Raw genomic sequence first — 19,466 nt, 5'->3', positions numbered from 1 at the left:
GCTTTCATCAGAGAGTTCGCCAATCGCCAACGTTTCAAGAATGGGCGCCAACGACGCCGTCATCTCGCTTCTCCCCGTTCACTACGGGGAGAAGGTGCCGGCAGGCGGATGAGGGGCAGCGCCGACCTTCCGATATTGCGCGCAACAAAAAACCCGGCGCAAGGCCGGGTTCTTCGTTGTTCGGCAGGCGAAAGCTCAGGCAGCTTCTTCCTGCTCGGCTTCCTCGTTGTCGGCCTTGGCGCCGCGCTTCGGACCCTTGTTGAGGTTGACCTCGATGAGGCGAACCGCCTCGGTCTCCGACATGCGGTTGACGGCGGCGATCTCGCGAGCCATGCGGTCGAGCGCGGCTTCGTAGAGCTGGCGCTCGGAATAGGACTGCTCCGGCTGGTTGTCGGCGCGATAGAGGTCGCGCACCACTTCCGAGATCGAGATCAGGTCGCCGGAATTGATCTTGGCATCATATTCCTGCGCGCGACGCGACCACATCGTGCGCTTGATGCGGGCGCGGCCCTGCACGACCTTCAGCGCGCGATCGACATAATCCTCTTCCGAGAGCTTGCGCATGCCGATAGAGGTCGCCTTGGCGACCGGCACCTTAAGCCTCATCTTGTCCTTCTGGAAATCGATGACGAACAGCTCCAGCTTGTGACCCGCGACTTCCTGCTCGTCGATGGCCACGATCTGGCCGACGCCATGCGCCGGATAAACGATAAACTCACCGGTCTTGAACCCGTGACGGGCCGCGGTGGACTTCTTCTGCGGGGTGATCGTTGCCATTACGCCCTGAACTCCTTAGTTGTAGCGCCGGCATGGCGGCGCCGGCTGAACTCAGACGATCGGCGGAAGCCGATCTTTAGCCGCACAACAAGTGAACTCACCGGAATAAGCCGGGGCCGACAAACCGCACGAATGCGATTGCCTGCCCCAGATCGCTCTGGTCCGGATTTGAAAAGTTCACCTTTCAGTGATTTGGGGCGTTAGCGCCATAAATCGACGTTGTGTCACCGGCATGTTTCGCGGATATAACACAAAAAGTCGGAAGAATCAAGGTTTTGCTGCATTCGCTAACGCCATGCGCCATCGCTGGCTGTCAAGAGAGCAATTGTACCGGCTCGCTTACGTGGCGTCATGCCGGCTTGCCCGGCCCGGCCGTCAGTCGCCTTCGCCGGGCTCCGGCGAGAAATACTTCTCGAACTTCCCGGCCTCGCCGTCGAAGTTCTTGGCGTCGGCCGGCGGCTCTTTCTTGGCAGTGATGTTGGGCCATTTCTCCGCGTATTCGGAATTGACCTGCAACCATTTGTCGAGCCCGGACTCGGTGTCCGGCTTGATCGCGTCGGCCGGGCATTCCGGCTCGCACACGCCGCAGTCGATGCACTCGTCAGGATGGATGACGAGCATGTTCTCGCCTTCGTAGAAACAGTCGACCGGACAGACCTCGATGCAGTCCATGTATTTGCATTTTATGCAATTGTCGGTCACGACATAGGTCATCGCAGGCTCCGGGACGTCCCGTATTTGCTGGGCTTTTTTGGTGAGGTAACGCCTTTGCCCGCCGCTTGCAAGGGCAGGACTTCCCGCCTGAGCCGGCATCGCGGAAAGGAATTCCGCGCGCCTGCCGCGACGAGGTTCCGTCGTATCTTCTAGTCCTCGCCGAGCAGCCGGTCCGTCTGCCGCCGCTGCCGCTTGGTCGGACGGCCGGTGCCGGCCTCGCGCAGCGCCGGAATGGCGTCAGGAACCGCCTCGCCCTTGGGCGTCGGCGGCGGCGACATATCCTCGTAAAGCAGCCGCGCCTCGTCGGCAGAACCACGCCGGGCGCCAGGCCCAAGCACCTTCCAGACAAGGATTCGGCGGTCGAGCGTGATGGTCAGAACATCGCCGGCCTTGACCAGATCGGAGGCCTGCGCTGCTTTGTCGCGATTGATGCGGACGCGCCCGGCAATGACGAGCTTAGCCGCCAACGACCGGGATTTCACCGCACGCGAGAAGAACAACCATTTGTCGATGCGCTGGCGGCCTTCTCCAACCATCGCGACCGGCCGAGGCTATTTCTTCAGCTGGTCGCGCAAGGCGGCGAGCTTGGCAAAGGGTGAATCCGGATCGAAGCGCTGCGGACGCTCCTCGCGCGGCTTGCTCTGGAAGGTCGGCTTGCTGCCGCCTGCGGCATTGCCCTTGCCGTCCTGCCTGTTGCCTTTCCAGTCCGGCCGGCCCTCGCGGCGGCCCCCCTCGTGGCGATCGGCACGCTCGCCCTGAGGCCTGCCTTCGCGCCGTTCGCCGCCTTCGCGTTCCGGTCTCGGCTTGAACTTCGAGCGGTCGAAGCGCGGCTTGCCGGCCCCGTCGCGCTGGTCGCGGCGGCCCTCACGGGCTGGCCGATCGCCGGCCTGGCCACCCGTGGCAGCCGCCTGGCCATCGCCTGCCGCCTGGCCGTTGCGCGGACGATTGTCGCGGCGATTGTCATGGCGGTGGCGCGGGCGCGAATGGTCGAAGCGCGCCTGCCGCCACAGCAGGATCGGCTTCTGCTCTTCCGGCTCGGCGGAGGGCTCCGCGCCTTCACCACTTTCGCCCTCGTGGGGAGCGCCGGCGTCGCCGGTGTTGGTGCCGCCTGCATCGTTGGCGCCGTGACCCCCACCCGCGTCGCTTCGCGCAATGACCTCCGCCATCGAGGCGGAAGGGGAGGCGTCGGCGCTTTCAGCCGACCCAAGCACTGCTGCCGCGTCCACCGCTGCGGCGGCCTCCACAGGCGGAGTCTCTTCCGCGACCGCAGCCGACGCTTCCGCCGGGTCTTTCGCGTCAGGCTCCGTCGCGGCTTCCGCGATGGCGTCGGCAGGAACTTCAGCGGCAGCCGGCTCGGATCCCTCGATCGTTGCCTCTACAACCGTGTCTGTTGCCACGGCGTGCGCCTCTGCCGCCTGTGCAGCACGCGCAGCCTCTTCCGCCGCAAGCTTCGCAGCCGCGGCCTCGCGGGCGGCATTGTCCAGCGCGTCGAGCTTGGCCTTCACCTCCGCCGCCGGCTTCGGTTCGGCGCGATAGCCAAGGCCTTTGAGGATCTCTTCCATGTCGTCGGCGGTGGCGCCGAGGATCGACATCATGGGCGGCGTCACCATGAAGGCGTGGCCGTCATAGGCGCCGTCCGGTCGCTGGCCGAGACCGGGCTTCCAGTTGGTCGCGGGGCGAATGAGATCGGCCAGCCGCTCTAGGATATCGACGCGTACGGCGCGGCGGCCGAGATTGCGATAGCCGGCGAGCTTGTAGAACGTCTTGTCGAAAGCAGGATCGATCACCACCGAGGTGCGGCCCGATGCCAGCGCATGCACCACGTCGCCGAAGCCTGGCTTGTCCTTGCCGTCGCTCTTAAGCGCCCAGAGCAGCGTCACCAGCCCGGCAGGCGCCGGCTTGATCAGCGCCGGCACGAAGACGTGGTAGGCACCGAAGCGGACGCCAAGACGCCGCAGCGCCGCGCGGCCTTCCTGGTCGAGCGACTTCATTTCCTCGGCGATGTCGCGGCGGTTGATGAGACCGAAATGCTCGATGAGCTGGAAGGCGATGCCGCGCGCGATGCCGGTGAGCTGCTCGGCATTCTTCAAATCGACCAGCGGCTTCAAGAGCGACTCGATCTGGAAATTGACGAAACGCTCGGCGCGCGCCGCGACCTTGTCGCGGGCAGGGCCGGTGAGCTGCTCGTCGGCAAGCAGCACAAGGCGCGGCTTCAAGGCCTCGTCGCCGGCAACCAGGGTGCCGATCGGCGCGCCGATCCAGCGCAGGACACCGTCCGAGCCCAATGCCAGATCGCCGTTGGCGCAGGCGGCGAAGCGCTCGGCGCGCGCCTCGAACTCAGCCGCGAGCGCCTTCTGGGCAGCGGTGCGCACCGCCTTGGCGTCCTCGCCGCCGGCGCTCTGGTCGGCGGTGAAGCGGAATCCCTGCAGCTCGCCGACGTGATGGCCTTCGACGAGCACGGTTCCGGTTGGGCTGATTTCAGCTTCAGGCATGGTATTTTCTCTAAGGCGCCGCATGAGGACGGAAGTCCTGCGGTCTACGAAGCGTTTCGTCAACCGCTCATGCAGCGCATCCGACAATCTGTCTTCGATTTCGCGCGTCTTTTCCTGCCAGTGTAGCTGATCGGCCAGCCAGCCCGGTCGGTTGGAGACGAAGGTCCAGGTGCGGATCTGGGCGATCCGGTGCGACAGCGTGTCGATATCACCATCCGTGGTGTCGGCCCGCCGCACCTGCTCGGCCATGTAATTCTCATCGACATGGCCATGGCGTGCAAGGTCCATGTAGATCGAGGCGATGAGGTCGGCATGCTGGGCGGGCGCGATCTTGCGGTAGTCCGGCAGCGCGCAGGCCTCCCACAGCAGCGCCACGCGCTCCCTGCCGGTGGCTAGCGTCCTGATGTCCGCGTCGCGCGACAAATGTTCCAGCGCCTGGGCGTCGACCGCCGGCAATGCCCGGGTCAGCCCTTCGACCGGCGCGTTGGTCTCGATCGAGCGTTTCAGGGCATCGAGGCTGGCAAAATCGAAATCGGCGGTGCGCCACTGCAGCACCTTCACCGGGTCGAAATCGTGCCCCTCGATCTTCTTGACCAGATCCTCGTCGAACGGATCGACCTGGCCGGTGACGCCGAAGGTGCCGTCGCGCAGGTGTCGGCCGGCACGCCCCGCGATCTGGCCTAGCTCGGCGGCGGTCAGGTTGCGGTATTGGTAACCGTCGAACTTGCGGTTCTGGGCGAAGGCAACGTGCTCGAGGTCGAGGTTCAGGCCCATGCCGATGGCGTCGGTGGCGACGAGATAGTCGACGTCGCCCGACTGGAAGATCTCCACCTGGGCATTGCGGGTGCGGGGACTGAGCGCGCCGAGAACGACGGCAGCACCGCCCTGCTGGCGGCGGATCAATTCGGCGATGCCATAGACCTCGTCGGCGGAGAAGGCGACGATCGCCGTGCGCCGCGGCAGGCGGGTGAGCTTCTTCGAGCCGGCATAGGCAAGATGCGACAGCCGCGGCCGCGTCACCACCGAGACGCCCTTCAGCAGGCGTTGCAGGATGCCGTGCATGGTGGCGGAGCCCAGAAGCAGCGTCTCCTGGCGGCCGCGCAGATGCAGGATGCGGTCGGTGAAGATGTGGCCGCGTTCGAGGTCGCCGGCGAGCTGCACCTCGTCGATGGCGACGAAGGCGGCATCGGTCTCTCGCGGCATCGCCTCCACGGTGCAGACGGAATATCTCGCGCTCGCCGGCACGATCTTCTCTTCGCCGGTGACCAGCGCCACCTTGCTGGCGCCGACCTTCTCGCAGACGCGTGTATAGACCTCGCGGGCAAGGAGCCTCAGCGGCAGACCGATGATGCCGGTGTCGTGCGCCACCATGCGCTCGATGGCGAGATGGGTCTTGCCGGTGTTGGTGGGGCCGAGCACGGCCGTCACGTCGCGGCCGGAAAGGATCAGCGGCTGGGAGGGTTTCGGCTGGATATTCATCGGCTCGGAAATGAGGCTTTCTGCCGCTTGTTGTCGGGGACGCGGCGGTTCCGTCGCGTGTGACAGGGCACACATAGGGATTTCAGACGCGAAGCGAAAGCGGAATGTTCCCATCAAGGGAAAGCGGAATGTTCCCATCAAGAGATGGCGCGACGACAGGCAAGGTCAAAATCCGCGGTCGATTAACCGTTGGAACGAGTCTGGAACGAATCGGCGACGAATCACTGACTCACTCTGATTCAGGTTTTGTTCACGGCTACATATGGATTTTTTGGCCATGAGTCTCACCAGATGCTGAATCTGTGAATTGGCCCGTTTCGTGCTTAGCTCGCGCTGGTTCCGGAGCGTCGTTAACCTTTGCGGGGGAGCGACTGCGACGGACTCGAGCGCGGCCGCCAACATTGTGAAATGGTTGATCTTTCCTAACCGGCGTTAATCTTGTTCGCGCTATTTGCGGCGTGGCGTGTTAACTTTTCGGCCAAAGCCGGAACGAATCGGCGACGAATCAGCGATCTGCAAAGCTTCCTGTTTTGTTCACCTCTAGATATGGTGTTGTCCAAAGCTTGTGCACCGAAAATCCACAGCTTGTGAACCGGGTTTCCCACAGGGCGCGGGGAGGCCGTTAACTTTTGCGTGCCAAATTGAGGCATGCCCACCCGGTGCTGCCGGAGCGCAGACAAAAACAGGCGGCCCGTTTGCGGCGGGCCGCCTGCCATCGGTGTCAGAAGAGTTCAGCCGAACAAGATCTCAGGCGAAATACTGGCCGCCATTGGCGCTTATGGTCGAGCCGGTGATGAAGCCTGCGTCTTCGGAGGCGAGGAAGACAACGCAGCGCGCAATCTCCTCCGGCTCGCCGAGACGGCCGACCGGGATCTGAGCGATGATCGATTCCCGCACTTTTTCCGGCACGGCCATGACCATGTCGGTGGCGATGTAGCCGGGGCAAACAACGTTGACGGTGATGCCGGCGCGGGCGCCTTCCTGGGCAAGCGCCTTGGTAAAGCCGATATCGCCGGCTTTCGAGGCCGAATAATTGACCTGGCCCATCTGGCCTTTCTGGCCGTTGATCGAGGAGATGGTGATGACGCGGCCGAACTTCCTATCGCGCATGCCGTTCCATAGCGGATGCGTCATGTTGAAGACGCCGGAAAGGTTGGTGTCGATGACCTCCTTCCACTGCTCGCGGGTCATCTTGTGGAACATGGTGTCGCGGGTGATGCCGGCATTGTTGACCAGCACCGAGACCGGACCGAGATCAGCCTCGACTTGGGCGATGCCGGCGGCGCAAGCGTCATAATCGGCGACCGACCATTTGTAGACGGGGATGCCGGTCTCGGCCTTGAATTTCTGGGCCGCCTCGTCATTGCCGGCATAGTTCGCGGCGACCGAATAGCCGGCATTCTTCAGGGCCACCGATATCGCCGCACCGATGCCGCGCGATCCGCCCGTGACGATTGCTACCTTGCTCATGCATTTCCTCCCTTTGGTCGGAAGAGCGAATAGGGAGTGGCGAATAGCGAGTAGGGATCGATAGCCCGTCGTGCAACGCCATTTCCCCCTATTCGCTACTCCCCATTCGCTATTCGCTCAGTTCGCCATTCGCTCAGTTCAAGGCTTCCACACACATCGCAACGCCCATGCCGCCGCCGATGCAAAGCGTCGCGAGGCCCTTCTTTGCGCCGCGGCGGCGCATCTCGTAGACCAGCGTGTTGAACACGCGGGCGCCCGAGGCGCCGATCGGATGGCCGATGGCGATGGCGCCGCCATTGACGTTGACGATCGAGGGATCCCAGCCCATGCCCTTGTTGACGGCGCAGGCCTGCGCGGCGAAGGCCTCGTTGGCCTCGACGAGATCGAGGTCCTTGGCCGACCAGCCGGCCTTCTCCAGCGCCCGCTTCGAGGCCGGGATCGGGCCGGTGCCCATGATCGCCGGATCGACGCCGGCGGTCGCCCAGGAGGCGATGCGGACCAGTGGGGTGATGCCGCGCCTGGCAGCCTCGGCCTCGCTCATCAGCAGCGCGCCGGCGGCTCCGTCATTGATGCCCGAAGCATTGGCGGCGGTGACGGTGCCGTCCTTGTCGAAGGCCGGCTTCAGCTTGGTCATGGCATCCAGCGTAGCGCCGTGGCGGATATATTCGTCCTGGTCGACGATGGTGTCGCCCTTCTTGCCCTTGATGGTGACGGCGACGATCTCGTCCTTGAACTTACCGGCCTTCTGCGCCGCCTCGGCCTTGTTTTGCGAGGCCAGCGCGAACTCGTCCTGGACTTCGCGGGTGATCTGGAACTGACGAGCGACGTTCTCGGCGGTGTTGCCCATATGGTAGCCGTTGAAGGCATCCCATAGGCCGTCCTTGATCATGGTATCGATCATCTTGTAGTCGCCCATCTTGACGCCGGCGCGCAGGTGCTGGGCGTGCGGCGACAGCGACATCGATTCCTGGCCGCCGGCGACGATCACCTTGGCGTCGCCGGTGGCGATCTGCTGCATGCCGAGCGCAATGGCCCTCAAGCCCGAGCCGCAAACCTGGTTGAGGCCCCAAGCAGTCGTCTCCTTGGGCAGACCGGCATTGATGGAAGCCTGGCGGGCCGGGTTCTGGCCCTGAGCGGCGGTCAGCACCTGACCGAGGATGACTTCGTCCACCTCCGCCGGGTCGACCTTGGCACGCGCGAGCAATTCCTTGATGACGACCGCGCCGAGCTCGTGCGCGGGCGTGGCGGCGAAACTGCCGTTGAAGGAGCCGACTGCTGTGCGGGCTGCGCTGGCGACGACGATTGAATTGGAAGCGGACATTTTCTTCTCCAGGCTTCGAGGTGTCGTTAGGCTATCCTTGGAGACTTTCTTGCCCGTTCAAGCACCTGAGTCAAACCGGAAATCGGCATGGCCGCCATGCGCGGCAAGCAAGTCGAGCGCTTATCGTGACGGCGTGGCCATCGCGCTGCAGCACAATTTGGCCCGCCCTTTCGGCATTAATTGATGCCGCACTGCACAAACCGCTTGGAATTGTGACGCTTTTGCGCATATCCTCGACAAATGGCGCAATCGTTACCGGCCGCTTACTGTGAACGCGCCGGTATCCTGGGGAGGATACGGATGGCCGCAAAAGACGACCCGATCGTCATCAAGAAGTACGCCAACCGCCGGCTCTACAACACCGGCACCAGCACCTATGTGACGCTCGAAGATCTGGCCGAGATGGTCAAGAAGGGCGAAGAATTCACCGTGCAGGACGCCAAGACCGGCGACGACATCACGCATCCGGTGCTGACCCAGATCATCTTCGAGCTGGAGAACAAGGACGGGCAGAACATGCTGCCGATCCCGTTTCTGCGCCAGCTGATCTCCTTCTACGGCGACCAGATGCAGATGATCGTGCCGAGCTTCCTCGAACAGTCGATGATCGCCTTCTCCAAGGAGCAGGAGCGTTTCCGCGAGCAGCTGAAGGGCGCCTTCGGCAAGACGCCGATCGACATGATGAAGACGCCGATGAAGGCGCTGGAGGAACAGACGCGGCGCAACGTCGAGATGTTCCAGAACGCGATGCGCATGTTCACGCCGTTCCCGTCCGGCGGCCCCAATTCCGCTGCGCCCGCCGAGCCGCCGAAGAAGGACGAGAAATCCGACGACCTGCAGGAATTGAAGGCGCAGATCGCCGCCATGCAGCGCAAGCTCGACACCATGTCGTGATGGCTAGCCGTCAGGTGTTCCTGCAGGGCCGTCATAGCGGGCTCGCGGCCTGATCGGCCTGTTGCTCGTCACCTGCTCGATGGCATGCGCCGTCCAGCCGATGCTGCGACCGAGCGCGAACAGGCGAAAGGGCGCGTCGGCGGGGAGATTGAGGCTGCGCGTCAGCGCGGCCAGCGCGAAGTCGACATTCGGGCGCATGCCGGTCGCGGCAAGGACGGCGTCGCGCAGCTGAAGCAGATTGTCAGCGATGTCGAGGTCGGGCAGCAGAGCCTCGGCGCGCGGATCGCCTTCGGGATAGAGCTGATGGCCGAAGCCGGGCAGCGGCCGGTCGTGGGCCAGCCAGCGCGCGATCGTCTCGTCCGGCCCGAGCCGCTCGGCATCCTCGACCAGCGCGATGGCCGCGGCGCCGGCGCCGCCATGACGCGGGCCGGTAAGGGCAGCGAGCCCGGCAAGCAGGCAGGCCACGATCGGCGCGCCGGTCGAAGCGGCGACGCGTGCGGCGAAGGTCGAGGCGTTGAGCTCGTGATCGGCCAAAAGCACCAGCGCCTTGCGGATGAGATCGGCACCGGCAGCGTCGACCGACCAGCCGCGCGCCAGCCTTTCATGCACCGGCTCCGCCCCCGGGCTTGCACCGAGTGACGTCGCGAGCACGCTGGTGGCGCTGGCGCCATCCTGCTGCAGCATGCCCGGCCTGCGGCCGAGCGAAGGCCGGCCAGCCGCGGCAAGCGCCGACAATCTTGCAAAGGCCGTCGGGGTGCCGCTCTCGCGAACGATCGAAGGCGTCAGCGATGCGAAGGATATCGCGGCGCCGGATGCCCAAAGCAGGCTTGCTGCCTCCTCCAGCGTCGCTGTCGCGGCAAGCGCAACGGCATCCTTGCCGCGATAAACGAGGCGGCCGTGCAGCACGGTCGAGATGGCAGTGGTGATCGCTGGCTCGCCCCAGGCGATGGCGCTTTCGGCGATCGCCTGGGGGCTGCGCCCGCGCGCCCGACGGGTGGCGAGCGCGGCTATGTCGTCGGCTCGATACTGGCTGCGGCGCGGATCGGCCCCGTCGGGCCGCATGCCGATGCGGCCGCGGCTGACATAGGCGTAAAGGGTCTGCGGCCGGACCTTGAGCCGCGCCAGCGCTTCCTCCCGCGTCAGCCATTCGGACAAGTTCGCACCCCCTCATATTGATTCAGTTGATCAAGATTGATGCGTTGATTGTAGAGCATTAACTGCAGTGCACAAAGGGTCAAGGAGACAGTCATGGCAAATGGGCTCGATGATGTTGTGGCGGCGGAGACGGTTCTTTCCGATGTCGACGGCGCGGGCGGCCATCTCACCATCCGAGGCCATTCGTTGACGGAACTCGCCGGGCACTGGCGCTACGGGCAGGTGGTCCGCCTCTTGTTCGACGGGTTCTTTGACGAGCTTCCCGGCGACGACGAGCTGGAGAAGGCGATCGGCAATGCGCGTGTCGAGGTTTTCGAACGGCTGCAGTCGATGCTCGCTGAACTTCCAGCGCTCGATGTCTACAGCGGCATGCGCACCGGCATCGCTCTTCTGCCCGACGGCGACTCGCTCGCCGACGCGCTCCGGCTGATCGCGGCGCCGGCGGTGCTAACGCCGGCCCTGCTGCGGCTCGGACGCGGCGAGAAGCCTGTTCCTCCGGACGCACGCGCCGATCATGCCAACGACATGCTGCGAATGCTCTCCGGTACGGCCTCGCCGGCGCTTGCCAAGGCGCTCGATACGTATCTGGTGACGGTCTGCGACCATGGGCTCAATGCCTCGACCTTCGCAACGCGGGTGGTGGCGTCGACGCAGGCGGGCTTGACCTCGGCGATCCTGGCCGGGCTCGGCGCGCTCAAAGGCCCGCTGCATGGCGGCGCGCCGGGGCCGGTGATCGAGATGCTCGACGCGATCGAGGCGAGCGGCGACGCGGCCGCCTGGCTGCGAAACGAGATAGCGCGCGGCGAGCGCATCATGGGCTTCGGCCATCGCATCTACCGCGTACGCGACCCGCGTGCCGACGTGCTGAAAGCCGTCGTGCGGCGGCTGGGCACACGAAATGAGTCCGGCCGCCGGCTGGCCTTCGCCGAGACGGTGGAGCAGGCGGCACTCGACGTGCTCAAGGTCCTCAAGCCGCAACGCTCGATCCAGACCAATGTCGAATTCTATACCGCGCTCCTGCTCGAAGCCGCGGGCTTCCCGAAGGAGGCGTTCTCCAACGTCTTTGCCGCCGGCCGCGTCGCCGGCTGGATTGCGCATGCGCGCGAGCAGCAGGCGACCGGACGCCTGATCCGGCCGCAGTCGCGCTATGTCGGGCCGGTGCCCGATCTCGTCGCCTGACGCCGCGAGCAAACCCTAATGCAATACTCCGCGTCCGGCAGCGGACAGTTTTTTCATGAGCGAAATTTCACCCGATCACGCTTGTGTGCTCGTGTTCTTGCCTTGGTCCGTCCTTATATGCTGCGCTGCAACATAGGCTGACGGCAGCGGTCCTGCTCCAATGACGCAGGGGCAGGCCGGCACATCGAGACAAGGAACGCCATGGCGAAGAACGGCAAGGCGGGGGACAAGAAGAAGATCAACATCGCGCTTCAGGGCGGCGGCTCGCACGGAGCCTTCTCCTGGGGCGTGCTCGATCGTCTGCTCGAAGACGGGCGGCTTGAGATCGCTGCCGTGTCAGGCACCAGCGCCGGCGCGATGAACGCGGTGGCGCTGGCCGACGGCTTCGTACGCGGCGGCGTTGAGGGCGCGCGCAAGAAGCTCGACGATTTCTGGCGTGCTGTGGCCTCGAAGGGGCGGTTCAGCCCGGTGCAACGCATGCCGTGGGACGTCGTCTGGGGGAACTGGTCGATCGAGAACACGCCCGGCTATTTCTTCTTCGACACCATGTCGCGGGTCTTCTCGCCTTACGTCGCCAATCCGCTCGGCCTCAACCCGCTGCGCGATGTGGTCAAGAAGGAGATCGACTTCGGCAACGTGCACGCCTGCAAGTCGATGGAGCTCTTCATTTCAGCGACCAATGTCGAGACCGGGCAGCTGCGCGTCTTCTCGGATGGCGAGATCGACCTCGACACGGTGATGGCGTCGGCCTGCCTGCCGCAATTGTTCCGTGCCGTCGAGATCAAGGGCGTGCCCTATTGGGATGGCGGCTATGGCGGCAATCCGGCGCTCTATCCCTTCTTCAAGACCGCGGCGACCGAGGACGTGCTTCTCGTGCAGATCAATCCGGTGGTGCGCGAAGGCACGCCGAAGAGCGCCAACGAGATCCAGAACCGCATCGACGAGATCACCTTCAATGCCGGGCTGCTGCGCGAATTCCGCTCGATCGCCTTCGTCAAGGAACTGATCGCGGCGGGACGGCTGCCGCATGGCGAATACCGCGACATCCGCATGCACCGCATCGATGCCGACGAGGCTTTCAAGGATCTGTCGGCCTCGTCCAAGGTCAACGCCGAATGGGCCTTCCTCGCCTATCTGCGCGACCTTGGCCGCAGTGCGGCCAGCGACTGGCTGGAGGAGAACTACGACGCGGTCGGCAGCCGAGCGACGCTCGACCTCTCGGGCGAGCTCGACGACGGCTTCAAGCCGATGCGCGGCCCGGCCCCGGGCCGGCGGGTCAAGGAATTCCTCGCCGCGCGCATCAAGCCAGAGTCAGCGCGCCGGCGAGCCTAGTTGCCCAACCCTCTCGCACGTTTCAGCAGGCGCTGAGGTTTCCCTTGCGGAACCGCCGATATGCTGGATTCACCTCCGTCGCGCGAGTAGTTTACCTCGGCGTAAACGGGAGGTAGCGATGCTGCAGACCAGACAGAACTCTCTCGGGGTCAAGTTTGAGGCGCAGTGCAGGGCCTTCGAGAAGGACCCCTTTCCTGGCCTCGCAGTGCGCAAGGATCGGCTGAAGCGGCTGCTGGCGCTGACCGAAAAGCATGAAGCCGAGATCTGCACGGCGATCGACAGCGATTTCACTGGACGGGCGGCGCAGGAAACGCGGCTTGCGGAACTGTTCGTCGTTCGCGCCGGCATCAAGCACGCCATCCGGCATCTGCGCGGCTGGATGCGCGAGCGCCGCGTCGCCACCAGCCTGCCGTTCCTGCCGGGGCGCAACCGCCTTCTGCCGCAGCCGCTCGGGGTCGTCGGCATCGTCTCGCCCTGGAACTATCCGTTCCAGCTTGCCATCGCGCCGGCAACTGCCGCTCTAGCCGCCGGCAACCGGGTGCTGCTCAAGCCGTCCGAGCTGACGCCGAACTTTTCGGACCTGCTCGCCCGGTTGGTCGAAGAGCATTTTTCTTCCGACGAGATGAGCGTTGTGGTCGGCGATGCCGAAGTCGGCAAGACATTCGTGTCCATGCCTTTCGATCATCTCCTGTTCACCGGCTCCACCGCGGTCGGCCGGCAGGTGGCGCTAGCCGCGGCCGCCAATCTGACGCCGGTGACGCTCGAACTTGGCGGCAAGTCGCCGGCGATCTTCGATGCGTCGTGCGATCTCGACGCTGCGGTCGCGAGCGTCGCCTACGGCAAGCTCTTGAATGCGGGCCAGACCTGCATCGCACCCGACTATCTGATGGTCCCGCAAGGGCAAGGCGCGGCGATCGCCGCAAAACTTGCCGGCGCGATGGCGCAGCTCTATCCGCGCCTGGGCGACAATCCCGACTACACGGCCATCGTCAGCGAACGGCACCAGCGGCGGCTGAGCGACATGGTCGCCGAGGCGCGCGAAAGCGGTGCCGATGTCACCGAGGTCAACCCGGCAAATGAAAAGCTCGGCTGGTGCGACCGCAAGATGGCGCCTGTCCTGGTCAGGAACGCCGGCGAGAGTTTGCGGCTGATGCGCGAGGAAATCTTCGGGCCGGTGCTGCCGATCCTCGAATACGGCACGATCGATGAGGCGATCGGTCACGTGAACCGCGGCGAGCGTCCGCTCGCCCTCTATTGGTTCGGCAAGAACAGCGCCAATCGCCAAAGGATCATGCAAGAAACCGTTGCCGGCGGCGTGACGGTCAACGACTGCATGATGCATCTGGTGCAGGAACGGCAGCCATTCGGCGGCGCCGGCGAGAGCGGCATGGGCGCCTATCACGGCGAATGGGGTTTCCGCACCTTCAGCAAGGAAAAGCCGATCTTCGTCCAATCCAGGCTGAGTGCCGGGGCCCTGCTCAGGCCGCCTTATGGCCGCACATTCGAGCGGCTGTTCCGCTTGCTTAACCTGATCACCTGATCGGATATATTTTCGGATTGGGCGCGTCCTCTGACTGCCCCATGCCAATGCGACATGTCATTTCGCAAAAAAATTCTTCATCATACTGACGCCTGCTGCCATTGAGTGTCCGATCGGCTGAAAAACCGGCCCCGATTGAGAAAAGTCAAGCAGTCCAGCATGTAAAACGCGGAAAAAACCAGCGCCTCAAGCTCGGCGGCGCAATAATCCATCAAAGTTTCTGACTGTTTTGCGCAACGGCTTTGCGGTAGAAGCGCGCTTCGCCGATCACGGCAAATTGAAGATGGCTCTGCGCGCCCCCATATCGGCCGCGCGCCCGGGGATCGAAACCGTCGACCTCGCCCAAGCCTGCAACGGAAAAAATGACGATGCCGAAAATCAGGTTTCACAAGCTTGCAGCCATTGCTGTGCTCATCGGATTCGCTGCCTGGATGGCAACGGGCGAGTTCTCGTCCGTGGGCAGCGCCGCCGATCACCAGAAGGAGGGAGAAGCAGGCAAAGCCGCGCAGTCCGGCGCCGAAAAGCCGAAGACGGCGGAGGCCGAGCCGAAGGCAGCATTGCGCACCGTCGCGGTGGTGACGCCGCCGCGCAAAACCTTCGCGCGGGCGATACGGATCTCGGGCCTGACCGAAGCCGACAAGCGCGCTGTGCTTGCTGTCCGCGTCGCCGGTGTCATCGATAAGCTCCCGGTCAAGCAGGGCGATCACGTCAAGACCGGCGACCTCGTGCTGATGCTTGCCGCCGAGGAGAAGCTCTCGAATGTCGACAATGCCAGGCAGCTGCTGGCGCAGCGCAAGGCCGAGCTCGACGCAGCCGAGCGGCTGGCCAAGACCGGCAACCTGCCCAAGCTGCAGCTCGACACTGCTCGGTCGAACCTGACGGCGGCGCAGTCCATGCTGGAGACGGCGCAGGCCGAACTCGACCGCAACGAAGTGAAGGCGCCTTTCGACGGCGTCATCGACCGCGTGCCCGTCGAGCTCGGCAGCTCGGTGATGCAGGGCGGCGAGGTGGCCACCATCCTCAAGCTCGACCCGGTGATCGCGCGCGGCGAGATCAGCGAGCGCGACCTGCGCTACATCAAGATCGGCGACCAGGCCAATGTGCGCCTTGTCAACGACCAGAAAGTCACCGGCACGGTGCGCTACATCAGCCGTGACGCCTCCTCGCAGACCCGCACCTTCCGTGTCGAGGTGGCCATCCCCAATGCCGACGGCTCCATCCCCGCCGGCATGACGGCCGAGATCACGCTCAGCGCCCAGCCGACCGATGCGGTCATGCTGCCGCGCTCGGTGGTGACGCTGGGCGACAAGGGCGACCTCGGCATCCGCGCCGTCGGCAAGGACGACAAGGTGGCGTTCTTCCCGATCGACCTCGTCGACGACACGCCGAAGGGACTGGTGCTTGGCGGCATCCCGCAGGACGCGCGCATCATCGTCGCCGGCCAGGAACTGGTGAAGGAAGGCGATCTGGTGAAGCCGGTCGAGGCCGACCAGGCAACCATCAACAAGCTGATCAGCGAAGCCTCCGCCGGCACGCAATAGCGCGGCCGCCGTGCCGGCTCGACCGGCGCCGCTGGCCAATGTCGCGGCTTCCAGGGAAACAGCAGGCATAAGTCATGGACATCGTCAGACTCGCCATTCACAACGCCCGCCTCACAATATCGGCGCTGATGTTCCTGCTCGTCGCGGGCTGGGTCGCCTATCAGTCGACGCCGAAGGAAGCGGAGCCGGACGTTCCGATTCCGATGATGTATGTCAGCCTGATCTACCAGGGCATATCGCCGGAGGACTCCGAACGGCTGCTGCTCAGGCCGATGGAAAGCAAGCTCAAGAGCCTGAAGGGGCTCAAGGAGATGCGCTCGGCCGCCTTCCAGGGCGGCGGCTACGTGCTGGTCGAGTTCCAGCCGCAGACCAATCTGGCCACCGCGCTGCAGGACACGCGCAGCAAGGTGCAGGACGCCAAGGCCGACCTGCCGCAGGCGGCGGAGGAGCCGACCGTCACTGAAGTCAACGTCTCGGAATTCCCGGTTCTCGTCGTCACGCTTTCCGGCGACGTGCCGGAGCGCGTGCTGACGTCGGCGGCGCGCGAATTGCGCGACCGCATCGAGGAGGTGCCAGGCGTGCTCGAAGGCTCGCTGCAGGGCGCGCGCGACGATCTGGTCGAAGTCGTCATCGATCCGGTGAAGCTCTCCTCCTACGGACTCCAGCTCGATCAGGTGATCCAGGGCGTCGGCGCCTCCAACAGCCTGGTCGCGGCCGGCAATCTCGAAGGCTCCGAGGGCAAATACGCGGTCAAGGTGCCGTCGCTGATCGAGACGCCCGAAGACGTCGCCAAACTGCCGGTCGTCGCCACGCCCAATGCCGTGGTGCAGGCCAAGGACGTCGCCACCATCCGCTCCACCTTCAAGGACGCCGAGACAGTGACCCGCCTCGACGGCAAGCCGGCGATCGCCATCGAGGTGAAGAAGCGCATCGGCGCCAACCTGATCGACACGCTGAACCATGTCCGGGAGGTGTCGGACACCTTCATCAAGACGATGCCGGAAGGCATGCACGTCACCTACACGCAGGACAAGTCGGTCTTCGTCAACCAGCTTTTGGGCGACCTGCAGAACCATGTGATGATCGCGGTCATCCTGGTGTTTATCGTGATCCTATACGCGCTGTCGGGACGCGCCTCGCTGCTCATCGGCCTCGCCATTCCGTCGTCCTTCCTGATCGGCATCCTGCTGCTTGCGATGATGGGCTACACGATCAACATGATCGTGCTGTTCAGCCTCATCCTGGCGGTCGGCATGCTGGTCGACGATGCCATCATCGTCACCGAATTCGCGGAGCGGCGCATGAACGAGGGCATGCCGAAGGCCGATGCCTTCGCGCTAGCCGCCAAGCGCATGGCCGGCCCGGTCATCGCAGCGACAATGACGCGCATCGCCGCGTTCTCGCCGCTGCTCTTCTGGCCCGGCATCATCGGCGACTTCATGAAGTACATGCCGATCACGCTGATCGTGACGCTGTCGGCCTCGATGCTCTATGCGCTGGTCTTCGCGCCGACGCTCGGCGCCATCTTCGCCAAGGCGCCGGCGCATCACGAGGACAGCGATCGCGACGGCTGGTATATGGCTCTGGTCAAGCAGGCGGTGCGTTTCCCGATGACCGTCATCCTGCTCACCGTCGGCCTGCTGGTCGGCGTCGGTTTCGCCTATTCGAAATACGGCGCCGGCGTCGAGTTCTTCCCCAGCGTCGAGCCGGATTACGGCCTGCTCTATGTGCATGCCCGCGGCAACCTTTCGCTGGCCGAAATGGACGCCGCAACCAAGACGGCGGAAAGCCGCCTGCTCGGCTGGCCGGGCGTGAAATCGGTCTACACGCGCGTCGGCAAGACGCAAGGCGGCGGCCAGGACATCCCGGAAGACGTGGTCGGGGTGATCCAGTACGAATTCGTCGACTGGCGCGAGCGCAAGTCCGCCAACCAAATCCTCGATGATTTGCGTGGCGTCATGGCCGGCATTCCCGGGGTCGATGTCGAAGTGCGCGTGCCCGAGGCCGGCCCGCCGACCGGCAAGCCGATCCAGATCAGGCTTTCGGCCGCCGACCCGGCCGGGCTCGACGACAAGGCGCGCGCCGTCGCCGCGCGCATCGCCAAGATCCCCAACGTGATCGATGTTTCCGACGGCCTGCCGCCGCCCGGCGTCGACTGGGCGCTTGAGGTTGATCGCGCCAAGGCGGCGCAATACGGCATCAGCCCGACCTCGGTGGGCACTGTGGTGCAGCTGGTGACGAACGGTCTCAAGCTGTCGGAGTACCGGCCGGCCGGCGCCGACGACGCCGTCGACATTCGCCTGCGCCTGCCGGAAGACCGGCGCACGCTCTCGACGCTCGACGAGCTCAGGGTGCAGACCTCGCAAGGCTCGGTGCCGATCTCGAACTTCGTGGTCAGGAAGCCCGAGCCGACAGTCGGCGTCCTCAACCGCATCGACGGCGCGCGCACCGTGGTGGTGCAAGCCAATGTCAGCGCCGGCGCGCAAGTGGCAGCGGTGCAGGCGGAAGCCACCAAGGCCGTGGCCGACATGGATCTCGGCAGCGGCATACGCTGGAAGCTCGCTGGCTCCAACGAGGACAGCGCGGAAGCCAGCGCCTTCCTCAGCAAAGCCTTCGGCGCGGCGATCTTCCTGATCTTCCTGGTGCTGCTCGCGCAGTTCAACAAGTTCACCAGCGTGTGGCTTGTTCTCTCCTGCGTCGTCATGGCGACGATCGGCGTGTTCCTCGGGCTGCTTCTGACAGGGGAGGCCTTCGGCATCGTCATGTCGGGCATCGGCGTCATTGCGCTTGCCGGCGTGGTGGTGAACAACAACATCGTGCTCATCGACACCTATGACCGGCTGCGCGAGGAAGGCTGGGACAAGATGGATGCCGTGCTGCAGACCTGCCGCGAACGCGCCAGGCCCGTGGTGTTGACGGCGGTCTCGGCGATCCTCGGCGTGCTGCCGATCGCCTTCGGCCTCGGTCTCGAAATCTTCCATCACGAGACGACGATCAACGCGCCATCGACGCAATGGTGGATTTCGCTGTCGTCGGCGATCGTCTTCGGCCTGTCCTTCGCCACCTTGCTGACGCTGGTGGTGACGCCCTCGATGCTGATGGTGTTCACCCGCGCCAAGGTGAAGCCCGGCGCCCGGCGTGGCTGGTTCGGCCGCCTGTTCCGCCGCGGCAAGGGCGAGCTCTCGACAGGCGAGCCGGTAGCGCAAGCCAATGCCGAGCCGGCGGTCGCCTTCCCGAAAGCCGCCGAGTAGGGCGACTTCGCAACTCAGGTACATGGAAGCCGCTCGGGAACTACCGGGCGGCTTTTTGCATTGTTCCCTCGAAGTTCAACCAGACGGCGAGGGTTTTCAATGACGATCGGTACAATTCTCGTAATAATCCTGATCCTGATCCTAATCGGCGCCGTGCCGGCATGGCCGCACTCGCGGTCTTGGGGCTATGGGCCTTCGGGGATTGTGGGAGTCATTCTGGTAGTGTTGCTGATCCTGCTTTTGATGGGCAGGATCTGAACCGACGACGATTTGCGGCCGGGCCTTGAAGTCCGGCCGTTTTCATCTTGAGGTTGTTCTTTG

Annotated in this window: 15 protein-coding genes; 7 read left to right on the top strand and 8 right to left on the bottom strand. The window is 64.5% G+C overall.

What is annotated here, in order from left to right; genetic code table 11:
- Positions 1-195: 195 nt before the first annotated feature.
- The 6 genes from EOD29_RS16310 to EOD29_RS16285 form a co-directional block, all read right to left on the bottom strand.
- Complete coding sequence (locus EOD29_RS16310; protein ID WP_040974338.1) at positions 196-777, bottom strand: CarD family transcriptional regulator; 582 nt, start codon at positions 775-777, stop codon at positions 196-198.
- A gap of 375 nt (positions 778-1,152) precedes the next feature.
- Positions 1,153-1,491 carry a ferredoxin FdxA gene (fdxA, locus tag EOD29_RS16305; protein WP_067001876.1) on the bottom strand — a complete coding sequence of 113 codons (339 nt, stop codon included), beginning with the start codon at positions 1,489-1,491 and terminating at the stop codon, positions 1,153-1,155.
- Between the two features lie 149 nt (positions 1,492-1,640).
- Positions 1,641-2,027: an RNA-binding S4 domain-containing protein gene (locus tag EOD29_RS16300; RefSeq protein WP_127247201.1), complete on the bottom strand. Its 387-nt coding sequence runs from the start codon at positions 2,025-2,027 to the stop codon at positions 1,641-1,643.
- Between the two features lie 15 nt (positions 2,028-2,042).
- Entirely contained in the window at positions 2,043-5,462 is a 3,420-nt protein-coding gene (locus tag EOD29_RS16295; protein WP_127247200.1) for a helicase-related protein, read from the bottom strand.
- A 747-nt stretch (positions 5,463-6,209) separates the two neighbouring features.
- Positions 6,210-6,932 (bottom strand): beta-ketoacyl-ACP reductase, encoded by a 723-nt coding sequence (locus EOD29_RS16290; RefSeq protein ID WP_067319406.1) that lies wholly within the window; start codon positions 6,930-6,932, stop codon positions 6,210-6,212.
- A 133-nt stretch (positions 6,933-7,065) separates the two neighbouring features.
- Positions 7,066-8,253: an acetyl-CoA C-acetyltransferase gene (locus EOD29_RS16285; RefSeq protein ID WP_067319404.1), complete on the bottom strand. Its 1,188-nt coding sequence runs from the start codon at positions 8,251-8,253 to the stop codon at positions 7,066-7,068.
- Between the two features lie 300 nt (positions 8,254-8,553).
- Here EOD29_RS16285 and phaR point away from each other — a divergent pair, with 300 nt between their 5' ends.
- Positions 8,554-9,147 carry a polyhydroxyalkanoate synthesis repressor PhaR gene (gene phaR, locus EOD29_RS16280; RefSeq protein ID WP_067319402.1) on the top strand — a complete coding sequence of 198 codons (594 nt, stop codon included), beginning with the start codon at positions 8,554-8,556 and terminating at the stop codon, positions 9,145-9,147.
- Positions 9,148-9,150: 3 nt separating this feature from the next.
- Here phaR and EOD29_RS16275 read toward each other — a convergent pair whose 3' ends face one another.
- A complete protein-coding gene (locus EOD29_RS16275; RefSeq protein WP_127247199.1) occupies positions 9,151-10,302 on the bottom strand; it encodes a citrate/2-methylcitrate synthase in 1,152 nt (383 codons plus the stop codon).
- Between the two features lie 93 nt (positions 10,303-10,395).
- Here EOD29_RS16275 and EOD29_RS16270 point away from each other — a divergent pair, with 93 nt between their 5' ends.
- The 3 genes from EOD29_RS16270 (at position 10,396) to EOD29_RS16260 (ending at position 14,353) form a co-directional block, all read left to right on the top strand.
- Positions 10,396-11,481 carry a citrate synthase/methylcitrate synthase gene (locus tag EOD29_RS16270; RefSeq protein ID WP_127247198.1) on the top strand — a complete coding sequence of 362 codons (1,086 nt, stop codon included), beginning with the start codon at positions 10,396-10,398 and terminating at the stop codon, positions 11,479-11,481.
- 201 nt (positions 11,482-11,682) lie between these two features.
- The gene (locus tag EOD29_RS16265; RefSeq protein ID WP_127216389.1) at positions 11,683-12,813 is read left to right on the top strand and encodes a patatin-like phospholipase family protein; all 1,131 of its coding nucleotides are present in this window, start codon (positions 11,683-11,685) and stop codon (positions 12,811-12,813) included.
- A gap of 118 nt (positions 12,814-12,931) precedes the next feature.
- Positions 12,932-14,353, top strand: a complete 1,422-nt coding sequence (locus EOD29_RS16260) for a coniferyl aldehyde dehydrogenase (protein WP_127247197.1) — start codon at positions 12,932-12,934, stop codon at positions 14,351-14,353.
- 211 nt (positions 14,354-14,564) lie between these two features.
- On the opposite strand, the gene EOD29_RS37870 is transcribed toward EOD29_RS16260, so the two are convergent.
- Complete coding sequence (locus tag EOD29_RS37870; RefSeq protein ID WP_275955525.1) at positions 14,565-14,699, bottom strand: hypothetical protein; 135 nt, start codon at positions 14,697-14,699, stop codon at positions 14,565-14,567.
- Positions 14,700-14,721: 22 nt separating this feature from the next.
- Between EOD29_RS37870 and EOD29_RS16255 the strand changes: the two genes are divergently transcribed.
- The 3 genes from EOD29_RS16255 (at position 14,722) to EOD29_RS16245 (ending at position 19,403) form a co-directional block, all read left to right on the top strand.
- Positions 14,722-15,894: an efflux RND transporter periplasmic adaptor subunit gene (locus EOD29_RS16255; protein ID WP_095824193.1), complete on the top strand. Its 1,173-nt coding sequence runs from the start codon at positions 14,722-14,724 to the stop codon at positions 15,892-15,894.
- Between the two features lie 74 nt (positions 15,895-15,968).
- Positions 15,969-19,145 carry an efflux RND transporter permease subunit gene (locus EOD29_RS16250; protein WP_127247196.1) on the top strand — a complete coding sequence of 1,059 codons (3,177 nt, stop codon included), beginning with the start codon at positions 15,969-15,971 and terminating at the stop codon, positions 19,143-19,145.
- Positions 19,146-19,244: 99 nt separating this feature from the next.
- On the top strand, positions 19,245-19,403 hold the full coding sequence (locus tag EOD29_RS16245; protein ID WP_040991775.1) for a DUF3309 family protein: 159 nt from the start codon (positions 19,245-19,247) through the stop codon (positions 19,401-19,403).
- Positions 19,404-19,466: the final 63 nt, after the last annotated feature.

The organism is Mesorhizobium sp. M1A.T.Ca.IN.004.03.1.1 (assembly GCF_003997555.1).
GTDB lineage: Bacteria > Pseudomonadota > Alphaproteobacteria > Rhizobiales > Rhizobiaceae > Mesorhizobium.
Note: the sequence above shows the minus strand (reverse complement) of the source record. Positions and strands in the feature narration are given on the sequence as shown.